The organism is Brumimicrobium salinarum (assembly GCF_002844555.1).
Classification (GTDB): Bacteria; Bacteroidota; Bacteroidia; order Flavobacteriales_D; family Crocinitomicaceae; genus Brumimicrobium; species Brumimicrobium salinarum.
In genome coordinates, this window is the sequence record NZ_PJNI01000005.1 from 140,213 (window position 1) to 158,575 (window position 18,363).

Sequence of the window (18,363 nt, forward strand, 5' to 3'; positions counted from 1 at the left end):
AAACACAGTGTAATTCATGAATTATTTTTCCTTATTTATTTTTCTAATTGCTTTTTCTCTTACTGGATTTAGTCAAACAGGATTTATCACAGGAAAAGTGGTTGATAAAACAAACAAGGGGTTTCCAGAGATAAAAGTTTACTTAAAACAAAACACCTCTATTCGTACTACAACAAATTTGGATGGCGTTTTCAAATTAGAAACACCGACAGGAAAACACGTATTAGTCATAGCATTTGATGACGAAATAAAAGAGAAAAGTGTATTTGTCGAGAACAACAAAACAACTACCATAAGTAAAATTAAATTAGATGTTCAATACTTTTCAGGAATAAAGGTAACAGCTAGAGCCAATGACAATACCATTAGTGACCTTCCAGTTATAGAGGTGCAAAGAATACCTGGTCCACAAAGCAGCGTCGAAAAATACATAACATTAACAACCGCTGCAACTTCTAGTAACGAACTGTCAAACAATTACAATGTACGTGGTGGAAGTTACGACGAAAATTTGGTTTACGTAAATGGTTTCGAAATTTATCGGCCTTTTCTCACACGGACAGGACAACAAGAAGGAATGAGTTTTATCAATCCCAACTTAGTTGAAAATATTGCTTTTAGTGCAGGTGGATTCACTTCGAATTACGGTGATCGTTTAAGCTCGGTCTTAGACATAAATTATCGTACTCCAACAAAATTTAGAGGTTCACTTGACGCATCATTACTAGGTGTATCCGCTCACGTTGAAGATGAAGTGAATGCAAGATTTAATTATACAGTGGCAGGAAGATATCAAGATCAAAGTTATTTATTAAACGCTTTGCCGGTTAAAGGCGCCTACCAACCCAAATTTTATGATTTTCAAGTACTCACAAATTATGCAATTAAAGAAAATTTAATTTGGTCTGTTCTTGGGCATTTTTCTTCAAACGACTATTTATTTGCTCCACAAACACAAGAAACAAAAATTGGAACTGTTCAACAGCCGCTTAGCTTTAAGGTCTATTTTGAAGGACAAGAAGTAACACGTTTCCAAACCATTACTGGCGCCACTTCTTTAAAATGGGACGTCAACAAGCGAACCAACTTAGCCCTATATGCTAAAGTTTTTAATACAGATGAAAGAGAAACTTTTGACATTTTAGGTGAATATTTTATCAATGAACTCGAAAAAGACCCCGCAAAAGAGGAATACGGTGATTCTATTGCTACCCTTGGAGTAGGTTCATTTCTTGATCATTCTAGAAATCGTTTACAAGCCACGATATACTCTTTAAGACACCAAGGAGAATACAAATTTTTATCATTAAGCGACGACGGATTGGATTATATAAAAAAAGGAAAACTCCAATGGGGATTCTCGGCGCAATATGAAGAATTTAATGATGTCATGAGCGAATGGAGCCTAGTTGACTCGGCTGGTTATAGCCTTCCGCAAAGCAATGACAACAACATAGAGCTGAATGAAGTGGTAAAAGCACAAAATCAATTATCCAGCTTCAGAACAAGTGGTTTTTTGCAATACAGTAACGTTTTCAATTATTACAAAGGAGATTTTCCTGTCGCTATAAAAGTGAAAAAAATTGATTCTTTGGGTAACAAAATCAAGTCTATTCATCATGATACAATTGAAAGATCACGAGCGCAGCTTTCATTTAACACGGGTCTCAGAGCAGGTTATACAGCTTTTAATCAAGAGTTTTATGTCACACCACGCGCAATGGTAAGTTATTTTCCAAGACGTTACTACTTAAATGAAAAAGGAAACCTTAAGAAAAGGTATTTAAGAATACATGCCAGCACAGGACTTTACTATCAACCTCCTTTTTACAGAGAGTTAAGGAGATTAGATGGTTCAATTAATATGGATGTAAAAAGCCAAAAATCATTTCATTTCGTTACGGGTATCGATTATGCTTTTGAAATGTGGGAAAGGAATACCCCTTTTAAATTATCAGGTGAATTATTTTACAAATACCTATGGGACGTTAATCCTTATAGTATAGATAATGTAAGAACTCGTTACTACGCAAAAAACAATGCCATTGGCCATTCCTACGGTTTAGATTTCAATCTACATGGTGAATTTATTGATGGAATACAATCGTTCTTCAAGCTTGGGCTTCTTAGAAGTATTGAAGATTTAAAAGACGATGATTATTATACCTATTTTAACGCCGACGGAGAAGAAATTATTCCTGGTTATACATTTAACAATGTACCCACAGATAGCAGTTTAAACAGTCCAGGATTCATTCCAAAACCAACCGACCAATGGTTTACATTTGCGATCTTACTTCAAGATAGAATGCCAGGAATTGAGCAATTTACTGCACAACTAGGTTTCAATTTTGGATCTCGTCTTCCTTATGGTCCACCCGGAAATTACAGATACAAAGACACTTTGAGACAGAAATCATACTTTAGAGTAGATATTGGGTTGGGCTATGACTTTTTATATACAAAACCCAATAAAAAAGACCGAATAAAACTATTGCGACCTTTTACAGCAGTTCAGCTTAACTTTGAAGTCTTCAATCTTTTAGGCATCAATAATGTTTTATCTCAACAATGGGTTCAAGATACTGAGGGAAGATATATTGCAATTCCAAACTACCTAACACAACGTAGGTTCAATCTAAAATTAATATTGCGCTGGTAAAGTTACTGTTTGAAATAATAAACACTATTTCTTTCAATTTTGGGTTCCAAATCTTAATCCGTCGCTGCTCATTAAAGAACATTTTAAGACTTGATGATCCATCATATTGTATCCTAAATAAAAATTATATTTCAGTTTACTTTAGAATTAATTATGAAATATAGACTGATATTAGAACTATTGCGTCTCTTTGAAATTTAACTTTAAAAAAAATATTAGTTATTTTTTTGGGTATTGTCTTGAATTTATAGATTTTTCCAAAAAATTTGTGCGTTGAACAATCGCATTTCAATACATTAAAGAAACTACTATGAAAAAAGGTCTATTAATCTCTGTAATAGTAATAGGAGTAGCCGCTTTAGGTTACACGCTATTAAATCAAGAAAAGGATAACAACTTGAGTGATGTTAAAAGTTCAAATCAAGTAACCCCTAAAAACACCAATCAAAATTCGGAAAAATCCCAAGGAAGTTTGGAAGCAACAGGGGATCAACAACAAAGTTTTCCTTACGCAATTTTGTTTTACTTAAAAGATCAATTGCATCAAATAAATTTTGAGTCCGATGGATTTAGCCAGCCAAATCCTGTATCAAACCCTCAGTCAGCTCAAACTATAGAGAATGACAAATATTTCACAACGAGCGTAATGCCAAAGGATATTCTTAATGCTTTACCCATTTCCGATGGAATGATTTTTTACACTGGATTACAATCTAATACCGATCCAAGTCTGTGGTTTTACATAGAAAGAGCTGATGAAAAGCAAGAGTATAACGTTTGGATGTATCATAGTGACACTAAAAAATCCACATTATTATTCAACAGAGATACTAGTCCAAACTCTGATTTTGCCTTCAAACCTTTTGCAATTTCAAAGGATAATAAAACTGTATATTTAGAAGGATTGATCTTTGATAGTTACGACATTCACAAAGCAGTTTATGCTTACAATGTTGAAACAAAGAAAAGTACAGAAATACCATTGCACGCCTACTATTCAATCACTCCAGTACTATCTCCAAATGACCGTTACCTAACATATTCAGCTGCTTCAGAACCTGTGAATGTACACACTACACCCAATCAGCTCTTTATTTATGATTTAAAACAAAAAGAAGAAACGCGTATCTTTTCCGATGAGAAAACATTTATTGGATTAGAAGGATGGATTAAAGCGCAATAAATATTACGAATACCCTTATTACTATGAAAAAAACTACACAATATATCATCGGTTTTTTAATAATTCAGCTTTTTGTTTTAGATGCCTTTGGACAGGGATTTAAACTTCCTTGGAATAGCGGCACAAGCTATTATGTTTCTCGAACAGGCTCACCTGCTCCGACAGGGGGCGTTGGAACCTCCTGTGGGCCTAATTCAGCTTACAATGGTTTTAATCCACACGGTTATATTGCTATTGATTTTGATTCTCCAAATGGTGTTTACGATCCTGTTCGAGCAGTTAAAGCTGGAACAGTAGTACACGCAGGATGGGCAGGTGGATATGGAAAACTCGTTAGAATTCGTCATTCTGATAATACCCAAACTTATTATGCACACAACGAAACGATTTATGTTTCGGTAGGACAATATGTAGAACAAGGATGTAGACTTGCAGACGGAGGAAATACTGGAAATTCATTTGGAGACCATATTCATTTCGAATGGAGAGATGTTGGTGGTGTTGCTTTTGCTGACAAACGTTATCCCAACTTCATAGAATGTGGATGTAAAGTAAAACCAAGATATTGTTACAGATCGACAAACTCTGTTGGGTCATGTTCTGGCTCACCTTGTACGCCACCATCCAATGATGAATGTTCCTCAGCGCGCACAATTACATCAAACGGTTCAACTTTAAGCGGAACCGTAAGTTGTGCATCAGGCTCATTCGGTCCAAATCAATGTACTGGTTGTAACTGTTCATCAAACGATGATTTAGATGTGTATTATAAATTTACAGCACAGGCAAGCAGCCACACCATAACACTTTCTAATTATGCGAGTAATTTTGATGGAGTCATTGAACTTCGTTCTGGATGTACTACTGGAACAAATATTTCATGTTATGATCCCGTTGGTGTTCCCTCTTCTATTTCCAAAACATTTAACAACTTAACGATTGGATCAACCTATTACATAAGGGTTTATGAATGGAACAATATTGCTTCTCCTCCATCTAGTCCAACATTTAAAATAAAAGTCACACATACATGTCCACAACCAGGGAGCATTGCAAATATTAGTGGTGATCTTACAGTATGTGAGAACTCATCTCAAACATATTCTATTCCAGCGGTCACTAATGCCTCAAGTTATGTTTGGTCATTACCGAGTGGATGGACAGGATCTTCATCTAGTAGTTCGATAACAGCAAATGTAGGCGCAACTGGAGGTGAAATTAGCGTAATTGCTAAAAACAACTGTGGTAGTACAGCAATGAAAACCATCATGGTTGGGGTTACTGATATCCCACAAATTCCGAGCGTAATTTCTGGTTCGGATAAATTATGTGGTGGAGGAAATACAACTGAAACATATAGTGTAAGTCCAGTTTCTGGTGCCACTAGCTTTATTTGGAATTTACCAAGTGGCTGGTCTGGTAGTTCTAATACGACTTTAATTAGTGCTACAACTGATGGAACAGCAGGAACGGTTTCTGTAAAGGCAAGCAATATTTGTGGAGAAAGTCCGACTCGTTCACTGAATGTAAGCGCGCTAAGCTTAAATCGAAACATTAGTGCTTCAGGAGGTATATTAACAGCAGATGAAAACAATGCACAATATCAATGGATTAATTGTGCTACATCTCATCCAATTAATGGAGCGATACAACAAACTTTTAGTCCAGCAGTCGACGGTGATTACGCAGTGGTTTTAGAAAAACAAGGTTGTATTGATACATCAGCTTGTATTCCTGTATCGAGTTTAGGACTCACCTATTTCAATGAAGACTTGCAACTACTAGCTTATCCGAATCCTACACGCAATAGTATACACATAACATTGAATGGGTTAAGGAATGAAAAACATACCATTCAATTTGTTAATGCAACGGGACAAGTGGTTATTAGTAAAGAAATACAACCCAGTAACCATTCATTTGAGAAATCTTTCGATATGGGTAGACTACCAACAGGGCTTTATTTTCTGAAAATAAGTTCTCCTCGTTTTAGACACACGTTTAAGATTGAAAAGTTGTAAACGCTTAAGTATAAAATTATACAGAAACATCCTTCATAAGAAAAATGAAGGATGTTTTTTTTAAAAGTGTATGATTAAAATATTTCTTTTCGTAAAAATTTAAGGTGCAACCAAAAAAATATTCTACTTTTGTATGTTTAACATATTTTATGAAAACATTATTACCCGCACTTTTACTTTCTTCTTTGATTTTATTTCAAAGTTGCGCCACTATTTTAGGAACTAAAAAACAAACAGTTGAATTGCGCACAGAAGATGAAACAGCCGAAGTTTATACAGCAGATACATTATTAGCCGCTGGTGCATCTACTAATCTTTCCCTTGAAAAAAGTTTTGACACCAAACAAGTGATTGTCAAAAAAGATGGATTTGAGGATAAGTATTATTGTGTAGTTGCTTCAAAAAGATCTCCACTTTATTTTCTATCATGGTTTCCTTTTGTTGTTGTGCTCGCACCGTTTTATGATTACGGTATCAAATCTTATAAATATGATTTTAAGAGTCGTGCGCTTGCCCCATCTACCCAAAAATCAAAGTATAGAAGCGATGATGATAAGTATATTTTAGTTAATGACGTTTCTATTAACTTAACAAAAGATAGCTTGAGTGAAACTATACAGCTCCTCAACTCTTATAAAAGGTTTGGTTATCAATTACGAGAAAAAAGATACGATGTTAATGAACATCATGGTATAATTTTAGACGATGATATTGAAGTTTCAAATACGGTCTTCTCCACCATTTTAAATGAGTATTTAAAAGACCGTAATTTTACGGATTCAACAAAAAACATTTTAAACAACAATACAAACACCTTGTATTTAGATGCAGAGATAAATTCACTAAGCTTAACGAGAATAGTTTATTCCACAAACACACCTAGATTTTTCATTGGAGATATAGGCATTACATGGACAGTAAAAGATATTTACAAAAAAGAATTATTCTCCTTTACAGATGAAGTAAGAACAGATGAAATCGCAAATCCGTTTGTAGATGATGACAAAAAGAATTATTTTTTCAGAAATGCTTTAAGTAAATCGCTCATTAATTTACTCGAGACGGAAGATTATTTTAATGTTTCTAAAATTATCGTCGAAAGTGAAGAAAAAGAAGCGTTTTTCGTATCGAAACCTGCACAATTAATTGATAACAATATTGGAAACGCACTCAAAGCAACAGTTACCGTAAAAACAAAAGATGGACATGGTTCAGGATTTTTCATTAACAATGAAGGATATTTGTTAACCAATTATCACGTAGTAGCTGGTGTTGAGAAGGAAGATTTAACAGTCATTCTCAATAATGGAGAAGAACATCAAGCTAAAGTTATTCGACAAAGTGAATTTGACGACCTTGCACTACTTAAAATAGAACATCAGAATACATATTCATTTAACTTAGAAGGAGAACAAACTGGTTCAATTGGAGACGAAATTTTCGCCATAGGTACTCCAAACGCAATTGAATTGGGACAATCCTTAAGTAAGGGGATTATTTCTGGAAAAAGAAAGAATGACAATGAACAAACCTATTTTCAAACAGATGCAAGTGTAAATCACGGAAACAGTGGTGGAGCTTTAGTGCTAAAATCTGGAGAACTAATAGGAATAGTAAATGCCAAACTCGTTGGTATTGGTATAGAAGGTATTGGATTTGCCATAGAAATTAAACGCGCGGTAAAATCACTAAATTTAAAATATAATTAATCCAAAATAAATGAAGAAACCATTAATCTATTTATCATTAGCAAGCTTATTTTTCACAACAAGTTGTGCATCTATAATAGCTTCAAAAAAGCAAAAAGTAAACATTTCAACGAATGATCAAGAGGCGGAAGTTTATATTGAAGACTCTCTTGTGGCATCTGGTGATTACAAAGAGTTCAAATTAACGAAACAATACCAATCATATCAGTTTATAGTTAAAAAAGAAGGTTATTTACCTGCTTATTACAGTTCTTTCATGTCTAAAAGGTCGCCATTATATATCATATCTTGGCTTCCACCTTTTATACTGTACTTTGCGCCAGCTTTTGAAGGTGGTCGTAAAAGTTTTCGCTATGATCTTTCAGAGAAAAAATTCGAACCATCAACAATAGAAAAAACTGATAAAAAAGAAGACGAAAAGTACATAATTGTAAACAATGTTGCTTTTAATGTTGAGAAAGATAGCCTGGAACAATTTAGTATGCCTATAACAAAATATAAAAACGCAGGATATACAATTGATGAGAATCGTAAAGAAACAACTTCTATATTTGGTAGCTCTAAAAATACAGAAAATATAAAAATCGAAAACACCATATTTTCTGATATTATAAACGATGAATTGAAAGAGCGTGGATATGTCGATACGTTAAACAAAGTACTCAAGAATAAAACAAATACATTATATCTTGATGCTGACCTTAATTATCTAGCACTTACGAAAATTACACCCATACATTATTATGGTCAAGGTGCTTTTTATCGTGGTGAAATAGGAATAAAATGGACAGTTAAAGACATCTATAAAACGGAAATATTCACATTTGAAGACAAAGTAACAACTGGTGAAATTGCAACACCTTTCCCGAAAAAAGATGAAGAAGCAATTTTATTCAATGATGCTTTCGCAATTTCTTTAGATAACCTTTTAAAATCAGAAGATTATATTGCGAATTCTGAAGTAATGAAAAAAGCCGAAGAATTAGATAAAATTGAAATCGCAGAACCAACTAATACTATAGATAAAAACATAGGTCAAGCGCTAGCTGCAACAGTTACGATAAAGACAGATGAGGGACATGGTTCTGGTTTTTTCATTAATAACGAAGGATACATTTTAACAAATCACCATGTTATTTCTAGAGACGAAGATTATACAGTCGTTTTAAATAATGGGGAAGAATTTGATGCGGAAATTATTCAGTCCAATGCGTTCGATGACGTGGCGATTATAAAAATTGACCACCAAAACAAGCTATCATACGACATCCAGAACTTTAAAGAAGGGAGTATTGGAGATGATATCTATGCAATTGGAACACCTAATGCGGTTGAACTTGGTCAAACGTTAAGTAAAGGGATTATTTCTGGTCAAAGAACTAACGACAATGGACAAGAATATTACCAAACTGATGCAAGTGTAAACCGTGGAAACAGTGGTGGAGCATTTGTTAATAGTGAAGGTGAAATTCTAGGTATTGTTAATGCAAAACTTGTAGGAATTGGCGTTGAAGGTGTTGGTTTCGCAATAAAAATTGGGAAAATTCAAGAAATGTTGAACATCCAATTCAAATAATAAAGCAATAAAATTTATATTAAAAGTCTGTGGTAAACAACCACAGGCTTTTTTTATGCATTATAATTTATAGGAATAGTCCATACTTATAATTGCTAAATTTAAAGTTCAAATCGTTTCCATTGGAAGCTTACCGGTTAGTAAATTGAATAAATTAAGCATTGAGATAAGATTTCAATTAACGTTAGAATAAAGATTATTGGGGTAATTTATTTAATGATTCTCCACTACTCTACCAATGTGGTTTTAATAATATTTCTCCATCTATAAAATCAAAAACTTTAGCGATAATCAAAATGAAAGTCGGTTAGCGTTAGGCTTTTCAAATTTTAAAAATCTACAGACAGTAATTTCTAATTCAAATAAATTAATGAAACCGCAAAAAGATTTTTGAAGTATGGAATTGTTTTAGGATTGGTAATAGCAACGACTTAAGAAATTTCAATTTCTATCTGCTGCCCAATAACAATTGTTTCACCACGTCGAATTTTAGCTCTTTTACGTTGCTCAACCTCACCTGCCCTAACAACTACCCCGTCTTCAACAATCATCTTCGCATGTCCTCCTGTTTGCGCAATACCGAGTGTTTTTAGCAACTGAATGAGTTCTATATATTCACCTTCTAGTGAAAAGTTAACTTTTTCCATAATACAAAGATAAAAAAAACCGCTTCGATTCCACATCAGGGAATGCAAAGCGGTTGAGCATATTCATCATTAGCGTTTATTTCACGCCATGCATTAATTTCTTTAATAAAGGATTTAAAATAGCAATTAAAATCCCAGCAACTACAGGTATTGCAGTAAAGATTAGGAAGAATGTTGACAAACTATATTCTTCTTGAATTTCTTCAACCATACCTCCCATAGAAGCAGCTGTTTTATTTCCTATTGCAATGGCTAAATACCACATCCCAAACATTAATGCAATCATTCTTGCGGGAACTAGTTTACTAACGTAAGACAAACCTACTGGAGATAAACAAAGTTCACCAATAGTATGGAACAGATAGGCAAGCACCAACCACACCATACTTACGCGAACCATTCCTGCTTCAGCTCCTTGAGGAATAAAACTTGAACCGTACGCTAAGATAGCAAAACCAACACCAACCAAAATCAAACCTAAAGCATACTTCATTGCGGCTGAAGGATTGTATTTACTTTCCCACCATTTCGAGAAGAAAGAGGCGAAAGCAATAATAAAGAAAGAGTTTAAGATACTAAACCACGAAACAGTAATTTCAACTTCATTATCTTTTATCTCTGCTACTTCTCCTTTTACAATCTGAGATTGCAAGCCTTCATCGGCATAGTCTACCGCAAGTTTATTCTCTGCCACCTCGTCTAAATATTGATACTTACCTAATTCTAGATGAGCTGCAACAGGTTCTCCGACTTTTAATTCACTACTTGATGAGATGCTCAATATTTTTGATTCAGCAACCTCACCCTCCTTTAAAGGTCGTGCTTCTGTGATTGGAACGTATTCTTCAACCATTTTTCCATCTACTTCGGTTTCTACCTGTACGGCCTGATAGCTAACATCATAAGATTTTGTAGAAAAATCTTGTGTGAGCATCCAAACAACAATCCCCCAAACTAAAGCGAAACAAATAGCTAAAGTGATATTACTTCCAGGTATTTGCTTAAATGACTTCTTATTCAATAAATAAAGGACCCATGTAATGATCATCAATGGAATTACAGTTAATAAGGTGTTCACAATATTGAAGATCAGCGCAGAGTTTCCTGTTAAAACACGATCTGTATAATCTCTGGCAAAAATAACCATCGAAGTTGCCGCTTGTTCAAAAGGAATAAAGAACAATACCGTAAAGAAAGCAAAGATAATTACGGCAATCATTCGGTCTCTAACTACCTTTTCATAACGAATAATACGAGTAATGATAAGGTATAAAAACAAGAGAACACCAGCAATAATAATCACTAGGTCACCAGACAATGTATCTTTTGCCAACAAGAACTCTTCCGGTAAAAGGTTAATCCCTCCAATTTTTGACACAGGATCGTTGATAAGATAAAGCAAACCTATTATTGAAGTAACTACAATGAGTACTTTATCTACAATTGTAAATTTGTTTTCTTTATAATCTTTAACTTCAGTCGCTTTTTGTTCTTTCGTTTTACGAATGGGTTTTGCACCAATTTTTCCGAACAAAGGTTTTGACAGTAAGAATTGAATAGTACCGAATAACATAAATACACCCGCTAATCCGAAGCCCCAAGACCATCCTACACGTTCAGCCAAATAACCACAAAGCATCATTCCAAAAAATGCTCCTGCGTTAACACCCATATAGAAGATAGTATAAGCCCCATCTTTCTTTTCAGGTAGATAGGTATACATTTCAGAAATGATTGAAGTAATATTTGGTTTAAAAAATCCTGTTCCTAAAACAAGCAAAGCCAAACCTAAATATAAAGAAAGTTCGGTTTCAAAAGCCATTGACGCATGTCCTGCTGTCATAATCACACAACCAATTAATACGGCACCGCGGTACCCTGTGTACTTATCGGCAAGCACTCCTCCTAAGATTGGTGTTAAATACAGTAATCCTGCGTAAGTTCCGAAAAGCGCACCAGCATTCTCTGCCGTCCACTCCCAACCTGGATTACTACCAATCACAGCCATCGTTAGGAAGTTAATCAATAAAACCCGCATCCCATAGAAAGAGAAACGTTCCCACATTTCTGTAAAGAAGAGCACAAATAATCCCGCAGGGTGACCTAAAACTTTACTTTTAAAAAACTCATCGTGTTCACTTCTGTCCACAACTTCTGCATCTGTCATAATAGTTACTTTATATTAATCTTTAATCTCAGTATCAGCGATTTCAAAACCTTCAGCTTCTAATCCTTCAACTTCTTTCTCCTCCGCACCGTGAGTAAGCTTTTTCAATCTTTTAAGGAAAATTATCAAGAGAATACCAAAACTAACTGTAAATATCGTTAGCCACATGAATGTTTTGTACTCTTGTTCGTTTTGTTCTTCTTCTAAAACAAAAGATACTTTATAATTTTTACCATCTCCTTTATTTTCTGCCACCTTCAAGGCATCCTCGTCTTTTTCAAAATTAAGTCTCGCATGATAAGGAGATTCCTCAGTAACCTCATTTTCGGTTAGCACACCTTTCAATTCATCTTTTCTTTCTTGGTCTAAAGCAAAAAGATGGTTTAAATCTTTTCTAGTTTCAAACTCTTCGAATTGAATCTCTTCATTTTGTAAAAATACATTACTCTTGATTGTAAAGTTCTTATCTTCATTAATCGGATAATCATAAGTAATCATCACTTGATTGTTTGCATCTTTAACTTCCATGGAATCTTTCTCCATAAATGGCGTTAACTCTTGCTTTTCAACAGATAAATCTCCATTGTATGGTGTTAATTGAGATGCTTCTCCAATACTTCCTGCTAATTTATTACCAAAACCAGTTGCTGCAAAGAAAATCCCCATCATGATTGATGCATATTTTAACGGTGCTAATTTGGTAATAAAGGATAGTGAAACTGGAGAGGTTGAAAGCTCCCCTAACGTATGAAATAAATATGCTAGGAAAATCCAGAACATAGCCGCTTTTCCAAAAGTTTCGGAAGCAGCTTCCTTAGATGCAAACATCATAAAGACATATCCTAATCCCATTATAATTGTACCAACTGCCATTTTGAACAAAGAAGATGACTCACGTCCTCTTTTTTTCCACCATACCCAAAATGCACCGACCATTGTTCCAAAAATGATGATATAAGCAGCATTTAATGATTGGAACACTGCTGCAGGAATTTCTTCTAACCAACTTAATCCTATATATCTATCAATTTTTGTATCGGTATACAGGTTCATTAAACCTCCGGCTTGTTCGAAAGCTCCCCAAAAGACAATTACAATTAAAAAAGAAATGAGCAAAACAATTACACGGTCTTTCTCTATTTTTGTTAACGGTCGTTTGGCAGCAGCTTTCATCTCCGGAGTTGCTTTATCCCCTCCAGTAAATTCACCTACACCTTTCAAGAATTTTTGTCCCCAAATATAAACAGCCTGACCTAATAACATTCCTATTCCTGCTAAACCGAATCCATAATGCCATCCATAATAATAAGCAACCATACCAACAGAAATACTTGCCAAGAACGCACCAATGTTAATACCGATATAAAAGATGGTAAAACCACTATCTCTTCTGATATCCCCCTCTTCATAAAGTCCTCCTACCATAGTGGAAATATTTGGCTTTAATCCACCAACACCTAAAATAATCAACAACAAACCTGTAAAAAACGCCCAATCTTGTGGAATGGCCAGAACACCATGACCTAAACACAATAATAGACCTCCATACATCACAGTTTTCTTTTGTCCCAAGAATTTATCTGCAATCCATCCTCCTGGAATAGAAGCAACATAAACAAGCATAGTATACCATCCATAAAGCCAAATTCCGTCTTTACTACTCCAACCCAAACCTGGATCTGCTGCAGAAGCTGAAGCTACAATATACAATGTTAGAATCCCCCGCATTCCGTAATAAGAAAAGCGTTCCCACATTTCTGTAAAGAATAAAATAAACAAACCTATGGGGTGCCCCATAAACTCTCTTTTTACGCTGCTATCTAAACTCATAATTGATTCTTTAACTGTTTGGGTCGTGAAAATAAATAAAAAAATCGACCTCTTGCTAAAATACGTTAAATTGTTTCTGAATTAAATCAATAAATGTTTGATTTCGTGAAAGAAGGATTATGAAATTCTTTTTAAACACATTAAAACAGTAGGGTTTAAAGATAAAATTTTAATTTTACGACATAAAATTATCAATACTATGCATATTAAATTACTATTCATCCTGTCTTTTGCAATGTTATTTTCTTGTAACACAGGAGACAAAAAAACTCAAAAAGAAGCCCAATCAAATCAAAGTAAAGATGTTACCATTAAAAATCACAGCTATGGAAATATCGATAAGATAAGAACGGCACACTTACATTTAGAATTAAATGTAGACTTTCAAAATCAAATTTTAGCAGGTGTAGCTAGACATAAAATGATTAATGAAGGAGCTAATCGTGCAATTTTTGATATTAAAGACTTAAAAATAGACAGCATAACTTTAGGTGCCGAAGGAAATGAAGTTTCTGCGAATTATGAAGTGGGGAAACGCGACTCATTGTTGGGCTCACCATTAATTGTAGAGCTAACCAAAAACGATAGATTTGTAAATATTTATTATGAAACAACAAAAAATTCAGAAGCACTTGATTGGTTAGCTCCAGAGTTAACTGGGAGTAAAAAACATCCTTTTTTATACACCCAAGGGCAAGCAATACTCACACGAACGTGGATACCCGTTCAAGATTCACCAGAGAATAGATTTACATATTCAGCAGATTTAAAAGTTCCTAGTGATTTAATGGCATTAATGAGTGCAACTAATCCAACCGTCAAAAATGATGATGGATTGTATAGCTTCCAAATGAAACAACCCATTCCTTCTTATTTGTTGGCTCTAGCAGTGGGTGAATTGGAATATGCACAATTAGGACCGAAAAGCGGTGCTTATGCAGAACCTCATATGATAGCAGCGGCAGAAAAGGAATTTAAAGATATTCCTCAAATGATAGAAGCTGCACAAAAAATTTATGGTGATTACTTATGGGACGTTTACGATGTAATTGTACTTCCTTACTCATTCCCTTTTGGTGGAATGGAAAATCCAAGGCTAACATTTGCAACACCTACATTAATTGCTGGTGATGGTAGTTTAGTTAGTGTAATCGCGCATGAACTAGCTCATTCATGGTCTGGAAACTTGGTAACTAATGCAAGTTGGAATGACTTCTGGTTGAATGAAGGCTTCACTGTGTATTTCGAAAATAGAATTATGGAAGCTGTTTATGGTAAAGAAATTGCCGACATGCTTGCTTTAATTGAATTTCAAGAATTAGAAAGTAGTGTTAACGAAATGATGTCCTCAGGAAGAGAAAAAGACACACATTTAAAATTAGAATTACAAGAAAGAGATCCTGATGAAGGAATGACAGATATTGCTTACGTTAAAGGTGCATTTTTCTTAAAAACCATTGAGAGTAAGGTAGGAAGAGAAACATTTGATCAATTTTTATCTTCTTATTTCAATGCATATCAATTTGAAACGCTTACCACTGAGGAATTTGTATCCTATTTAAAATCTAATTTACTTGAAAAAGAAAATGTTGACTTTAATGTAGACGCTTGGGTTTATGGCGAAGGCATTCCTGACAATGTTGTTAAAATTAAATCAGATCGCTTTGAAAAAGCTGAAAAGTTAGCTATTGAAATAAAAAATGAAGATGAGTTACCTGCTGAATTCACATCCTTGAGTAGAGATGATAAGATTACTCAAGAATGGATTGCTTTTATACGTGCTTTTGAAGGTAAATTAGCTAAAGAAAAAATGATTAAGATTGATGAGCAATTAAATTTTGCAGATTGTGGAAATGCAGAAATTATGTCTGAATGGTATATCTTAGGAATTAAAAATAACTACACTGAGATTAGGCCTGAAATTAAAGCATTCCTCAAAAAAGTTGGTCGAAGAAAATTCTTAGCTCCAATATATACAACTTTAGCTTCAACAGATGAAACACTAAAATGGGGGAAAGAAGTTTACAAGGAAGCAAGACCTTATTATCATGCTATTTCTTACAAAACTGTTGATGAAATTTTAGGCGTGAAATATTGATACAAGCTTATAACGTACTTGATGCGAGAAAAGAATGAAGCCCGTTTATTTATAGACGGGCTTTTTTTGTAGCATATATTCAAACAGGTAAATATGCGAATAATGCTGAATAGAATAATCATATAGATGACTCACAGTGTAAGGCACACCATTTATTTTTAAACTACATTTTTTACGTTACAAAAAACTTAAAGTCATGTATTGGCGCATATAAACACTGATTACTAGAATAAATGCTTATCGGGAACTTTACCAGTAGTTTAATAAACTAAAATAAAGAGTACTCTTTTTAACTTGACAAGATCCTTCCATGTTTGAAAATCTTAATTTTCAAATATGATCTAGATGACAGTTGTGGGTGTTGGGAAGCAATCGAGAGAAGAGAGTTTCACTTATCAACTGGTTGGAAAGTGAAATTTGCGAAGGATCTTATCAGTTAACCGTCTATTCACATGATTAACGGCTTAAATATATTTACTGGTAAATTATCCGATACGAATTTTAGAATAAAAACGGACAGTTTCATCAAATTTCTCCTTTTTCAGAAAACATGATTGCGATTGGTTTTGTCATATTAAAATGAGAAAAAACAATCACCATAATAACTGTAATCGGTACACTAACAAGCATTCCAGTAACTCCCCATAATGCACCCCAAAAAGTCAGCGCGAATATAGCTAGGAGAGGACTTATATTCAAGGTATTTCCTGCTAATTTTGGTTCGAGAACATTTCCAACAAGAACCTGTATACCGCCTACAACACCAAGTACGATTAATCCTTTAGAAAAATCCCCAAACTGAAGTAAGCAAAAAAACATGGGGAAGAGTGTCGCTATTAACGAACCAATCGTAGGAATAAAGTTTAAAAGAAAGATTAAGAAGGCCCAAAATAATGGCGCGTCAATACCAATAAAATAGAGCGCAATATAGCTTGCAAAACCAGTTATAAAACTAATCAAAGTTTTTAGACCTATATATTTACTCACAGAAACTTCAATTTCTTCAAGTACTTTCGTAAGCATTAAAATCTGTTCATTTTCAGCAAAAGCAATTTTCATTTTCGTATAAAAATTTGTTTCTTCTAGCAGAATAAATAAAACATAAATAAGTATTATAAAAGCATTACTCACTAAACTCGTCAATGATTCAATGATTTTTTGAAGGATACTACCAAAATCAAAGGTTCCTGCATTTGCCTTAAAGAAATCTATCAAATTGATTTTAAAAAGTTCATTTACTTGCTCTATCAGCACCGCAATATTCCCTTCGTAAAGAGAATAAGATTGGGTTAAAACAGCAATGTTCATCATCATTAATTTGGTAATAAATGAAAGTACTATAAGCAACAAGACAGAAGGAATTAGATTTTTTAACCAAAGAGGGAAGTATTTATTTATAAACTTGACTTTGTTAAATTCCTGTCTGATTTTACGTACTATGAACCACAATAATAGCGCGAAAACAAATGGTATCAGAATGCTTTTTCCATAAATCAAGATAATGACTATGGCAATGGTAGTTATAAAAAAGTAAGCGGTGTTCTTCATGAGAATTAAATTTCGTTTGTCATAACATTAGATAAGTCACAAAGAACTGATCTTACTCTAAATGAAATAAGGACTGTTTGAACATTTTAATGTACAAAAATAGTGTTTTTCAAACGGACATATCTTTATCAATAAACAAAACATTAACAATATCTACTTTTTCATAAGATTTAAAATTAAGATTTAGTTCTTATCAAAACTTGAATTCAGCAAAGTCATGGTCGCTTGTGAATTGAATTATAAATCTTCTCTCACCCTACATTCCTAACTGATTGCTTTTATATGTTTCGCTTACATTTGTTAATATCTTCATCACTTCTTTTTTCGACATAAAACTGTTGTTTTTGTACACAACATTATTCCCAATCATAATTACCGTACTGGGAAAACTAACTGTTCCGTCTATTTTAGCCAATTTCATTGCCAATTGATGTTTACCTTCGTCAATTCCTGTGGCTTCATAAACATATCTTTTACCTTTATAAACAAGGTTCTCCTTGCTTTCAGCATCCAATATAACTAGATAAAAGTTACATTCACTGGATTATTGTCTTTTAAAACAACAGCGATAGTATCGTTTTGAAAATCTGAAGACCGAGAAATTAAATTATAATTTCCAGTAGGTAAACCAGAAATTGTAAACTCTCCAGCGGCATTTGTAGTGGCTCCTTTATTCATTCCTTCAACAACAATATCTATCCAAGCTAAACGCTCAGCATCTTTACTTTGTACAGTTCCTAGAATTGTGGATTGGGAGAAAATCGATCCTGACAAAATAATGATTGAAAACGGTAATATTGCCAGTTGCAAAATTTTATTCATGCTGCTAAATTTATATTTTTGACAAATATATACGATTTATTTAGACAGGACTAAAAATAAAGACTGGTAATTTTAAAATATAATATTCTAGCAAGAGACG

General features: G+C 33.9%; 12 protein-coding genes. 6 read left to right on the forward strand and 6 right to left on the reverse strand.

What is annotated here, in order from left to right; translation table 11 throughout:
- Positions 1-16 precede the first annotated feature (16 nt).
- The 5 genes from CW751_RS06230 to CW751_RS06250 all read left to right on the forward strand — a co-directional run bounded on the left by CW751_RS06230 (position 17) and on the right by CW751_RS06250 (position 9,151).
- The gene (locus CW751_RS06230) at positions 17-2,662 is read left to right on the forward strand and encodes a TonB-dependent receptor plug domain-containing protein (RefSeq protein WP_101334141.1); all 2,646 of its coding nucleotides are present in this window, start codon (positions 17-19) and stop codon (positions 2,660-2,662) included.
- Between the two features lie 310 nt (positions 2,663-2,972).
- The gene (locus tag CW751_RS06235) at positions 2,973-3,845 is read left to right on the forward strand and encodes a hypothetical protein (RefSeq protein WP_101334142.1); all 873 of its coding nucleotides are present in this window, start codon (positions 2,973-2,975) and stop codon (positions 3,843-3,845) included.
- A gap of 23 nt (positions 3,846-3,868) precedes the next feature.
- Entirely contained in the window at positions 3,869-5,866 is a 1,998-nt protein-coding gene (locus CW751_RS06240) for a peptidoglycan DD-metalloendopeptidase family protein (RefSeq protein ID WP_101334143.1), read from the forward strand.
- 149 nt (positions 5,867-6,015) lie between these two features.
- Positions 6,016-7,575, forward strand: coding sequence for a S1C family serine protease (locus CW751_RS06245; RefSeq protein ID WP_101334144.1), 1,560 nt, complete (start codon positions 6,016-6,018; stop codon positions 7,573-7,575).
- 10 nt (positions 7,576-7,585) lie between these two features.
- Positions 7,586-9,151, forward strand: a complete 1,566-nt coding sequence (locus tag CW751_RS06250; RefSeq protein ID WP_101334145.1) for a S1C family serine protease — start codon at positions 7,586-7,588, stop codon at positions 9,149-9,151.
- Between the two features lie 431 nt (positions 9,152-9,582).
- On the opposite strand, the gene CW751_RS06255 is transcribed toward CW751_RS06250, so the two are convergent.
- The 3 genes from CW751_RS06255 to CW751_RS06265 form a co-directional block, all read right to left on the reverse strand.
- A complete protein-coding gene (locus CW751_RS06255) occupies positions 9,583-9,798 on the reverse strand; it encodes an RNA-binding S4 domain-containing protein (RefSeq protein ID WP_101334146.1) in 216 nt (71 codons plus the stop codon).
- A 76-nt stretch (positions 9,799-9,874) separates the two neighbouring features.
- Positions 9,875-11,965, reverse strand: coding sequence for a peptide MFS transporter (locus CW751_RS06260; protein ID WP_101334147.1), 2,091 nt, complete (start codon positions 11,963-11,965; stop codon positions 9,875-9,877).
- A gap of 15 nt (positions 11,966-11,980) precedes the next feature.
- Complete coding sequence (locus CW751_RS06265) at positions 11,981-13,795, reverse strand: peptide MFS transporter (RefSeq protein WP_101334148.1); 1,815 nt, start codon at positions 13,793-13,795, stop codon at positions 11,981-11,983.
- A gap of 199 nt (positions 13,796-13,994) precedes the next feature.
- Between CW751_RS06265 and CW751_RS06270 the strand changes: the two genes are divergently transcribed.
- Positions 13,995-15,893: a M1 family metallopeptidase gene (locus tag CW751_RS06270; protein ID WP_101334149.1), complete on the forward strand. Its 1,899-nt coding sequence runs from the start codon at positions 13,995-13,997 to the stop codon at positions 15,891-15,893.
- A 525-nt stretch (positions 15,894-16,418) separates the two neighbouring features.
- Here the strand turns inward: CW751_RS06270 and CW751_RS06275 are convergent.
- From CW751_RS06275 to CW751_RS06285, 3 genes are all read right to left on the reverse strand, one after another.
- Positions 16,419-17,441, reverse strand: a complete 1,023-nt coding sequence (locus tag CW751_RS06275; RefSeq protein ID WP_101334150.1) for an AI-2E family transporter — start codon at positions 17,439-17,441, stop codon at positions 16,419-16,421.
- A gap of 256 nt (positions 17,442-17,697) precedes the next feature.
- Positions 17,698-17,955, reverse strand: coding sequence for a hypothetical protein (locus tag CW751_RS06280; protein WP_101334151.1), 258 nt, complete (start codon positions 17,953-17,955; stop codon positions 17,698-17,700).
- Positions 17,956-17,960: 5 nt separating this feature from the next.
- Positions 17,961-18,263: a carboxypeptidase-like regulatory domain-containing protein gene (locus CW751_RS06285; RefSeq protein ID WP_101334152.1), complete on the reverse strand. Its 303-nt coding sequence runs from the start codon at positions 18,261-18,263 to the stop codon at positions 17,961-17,963.
- Positions 18,264-18,363: the final 100 nt, after the last annotated feature.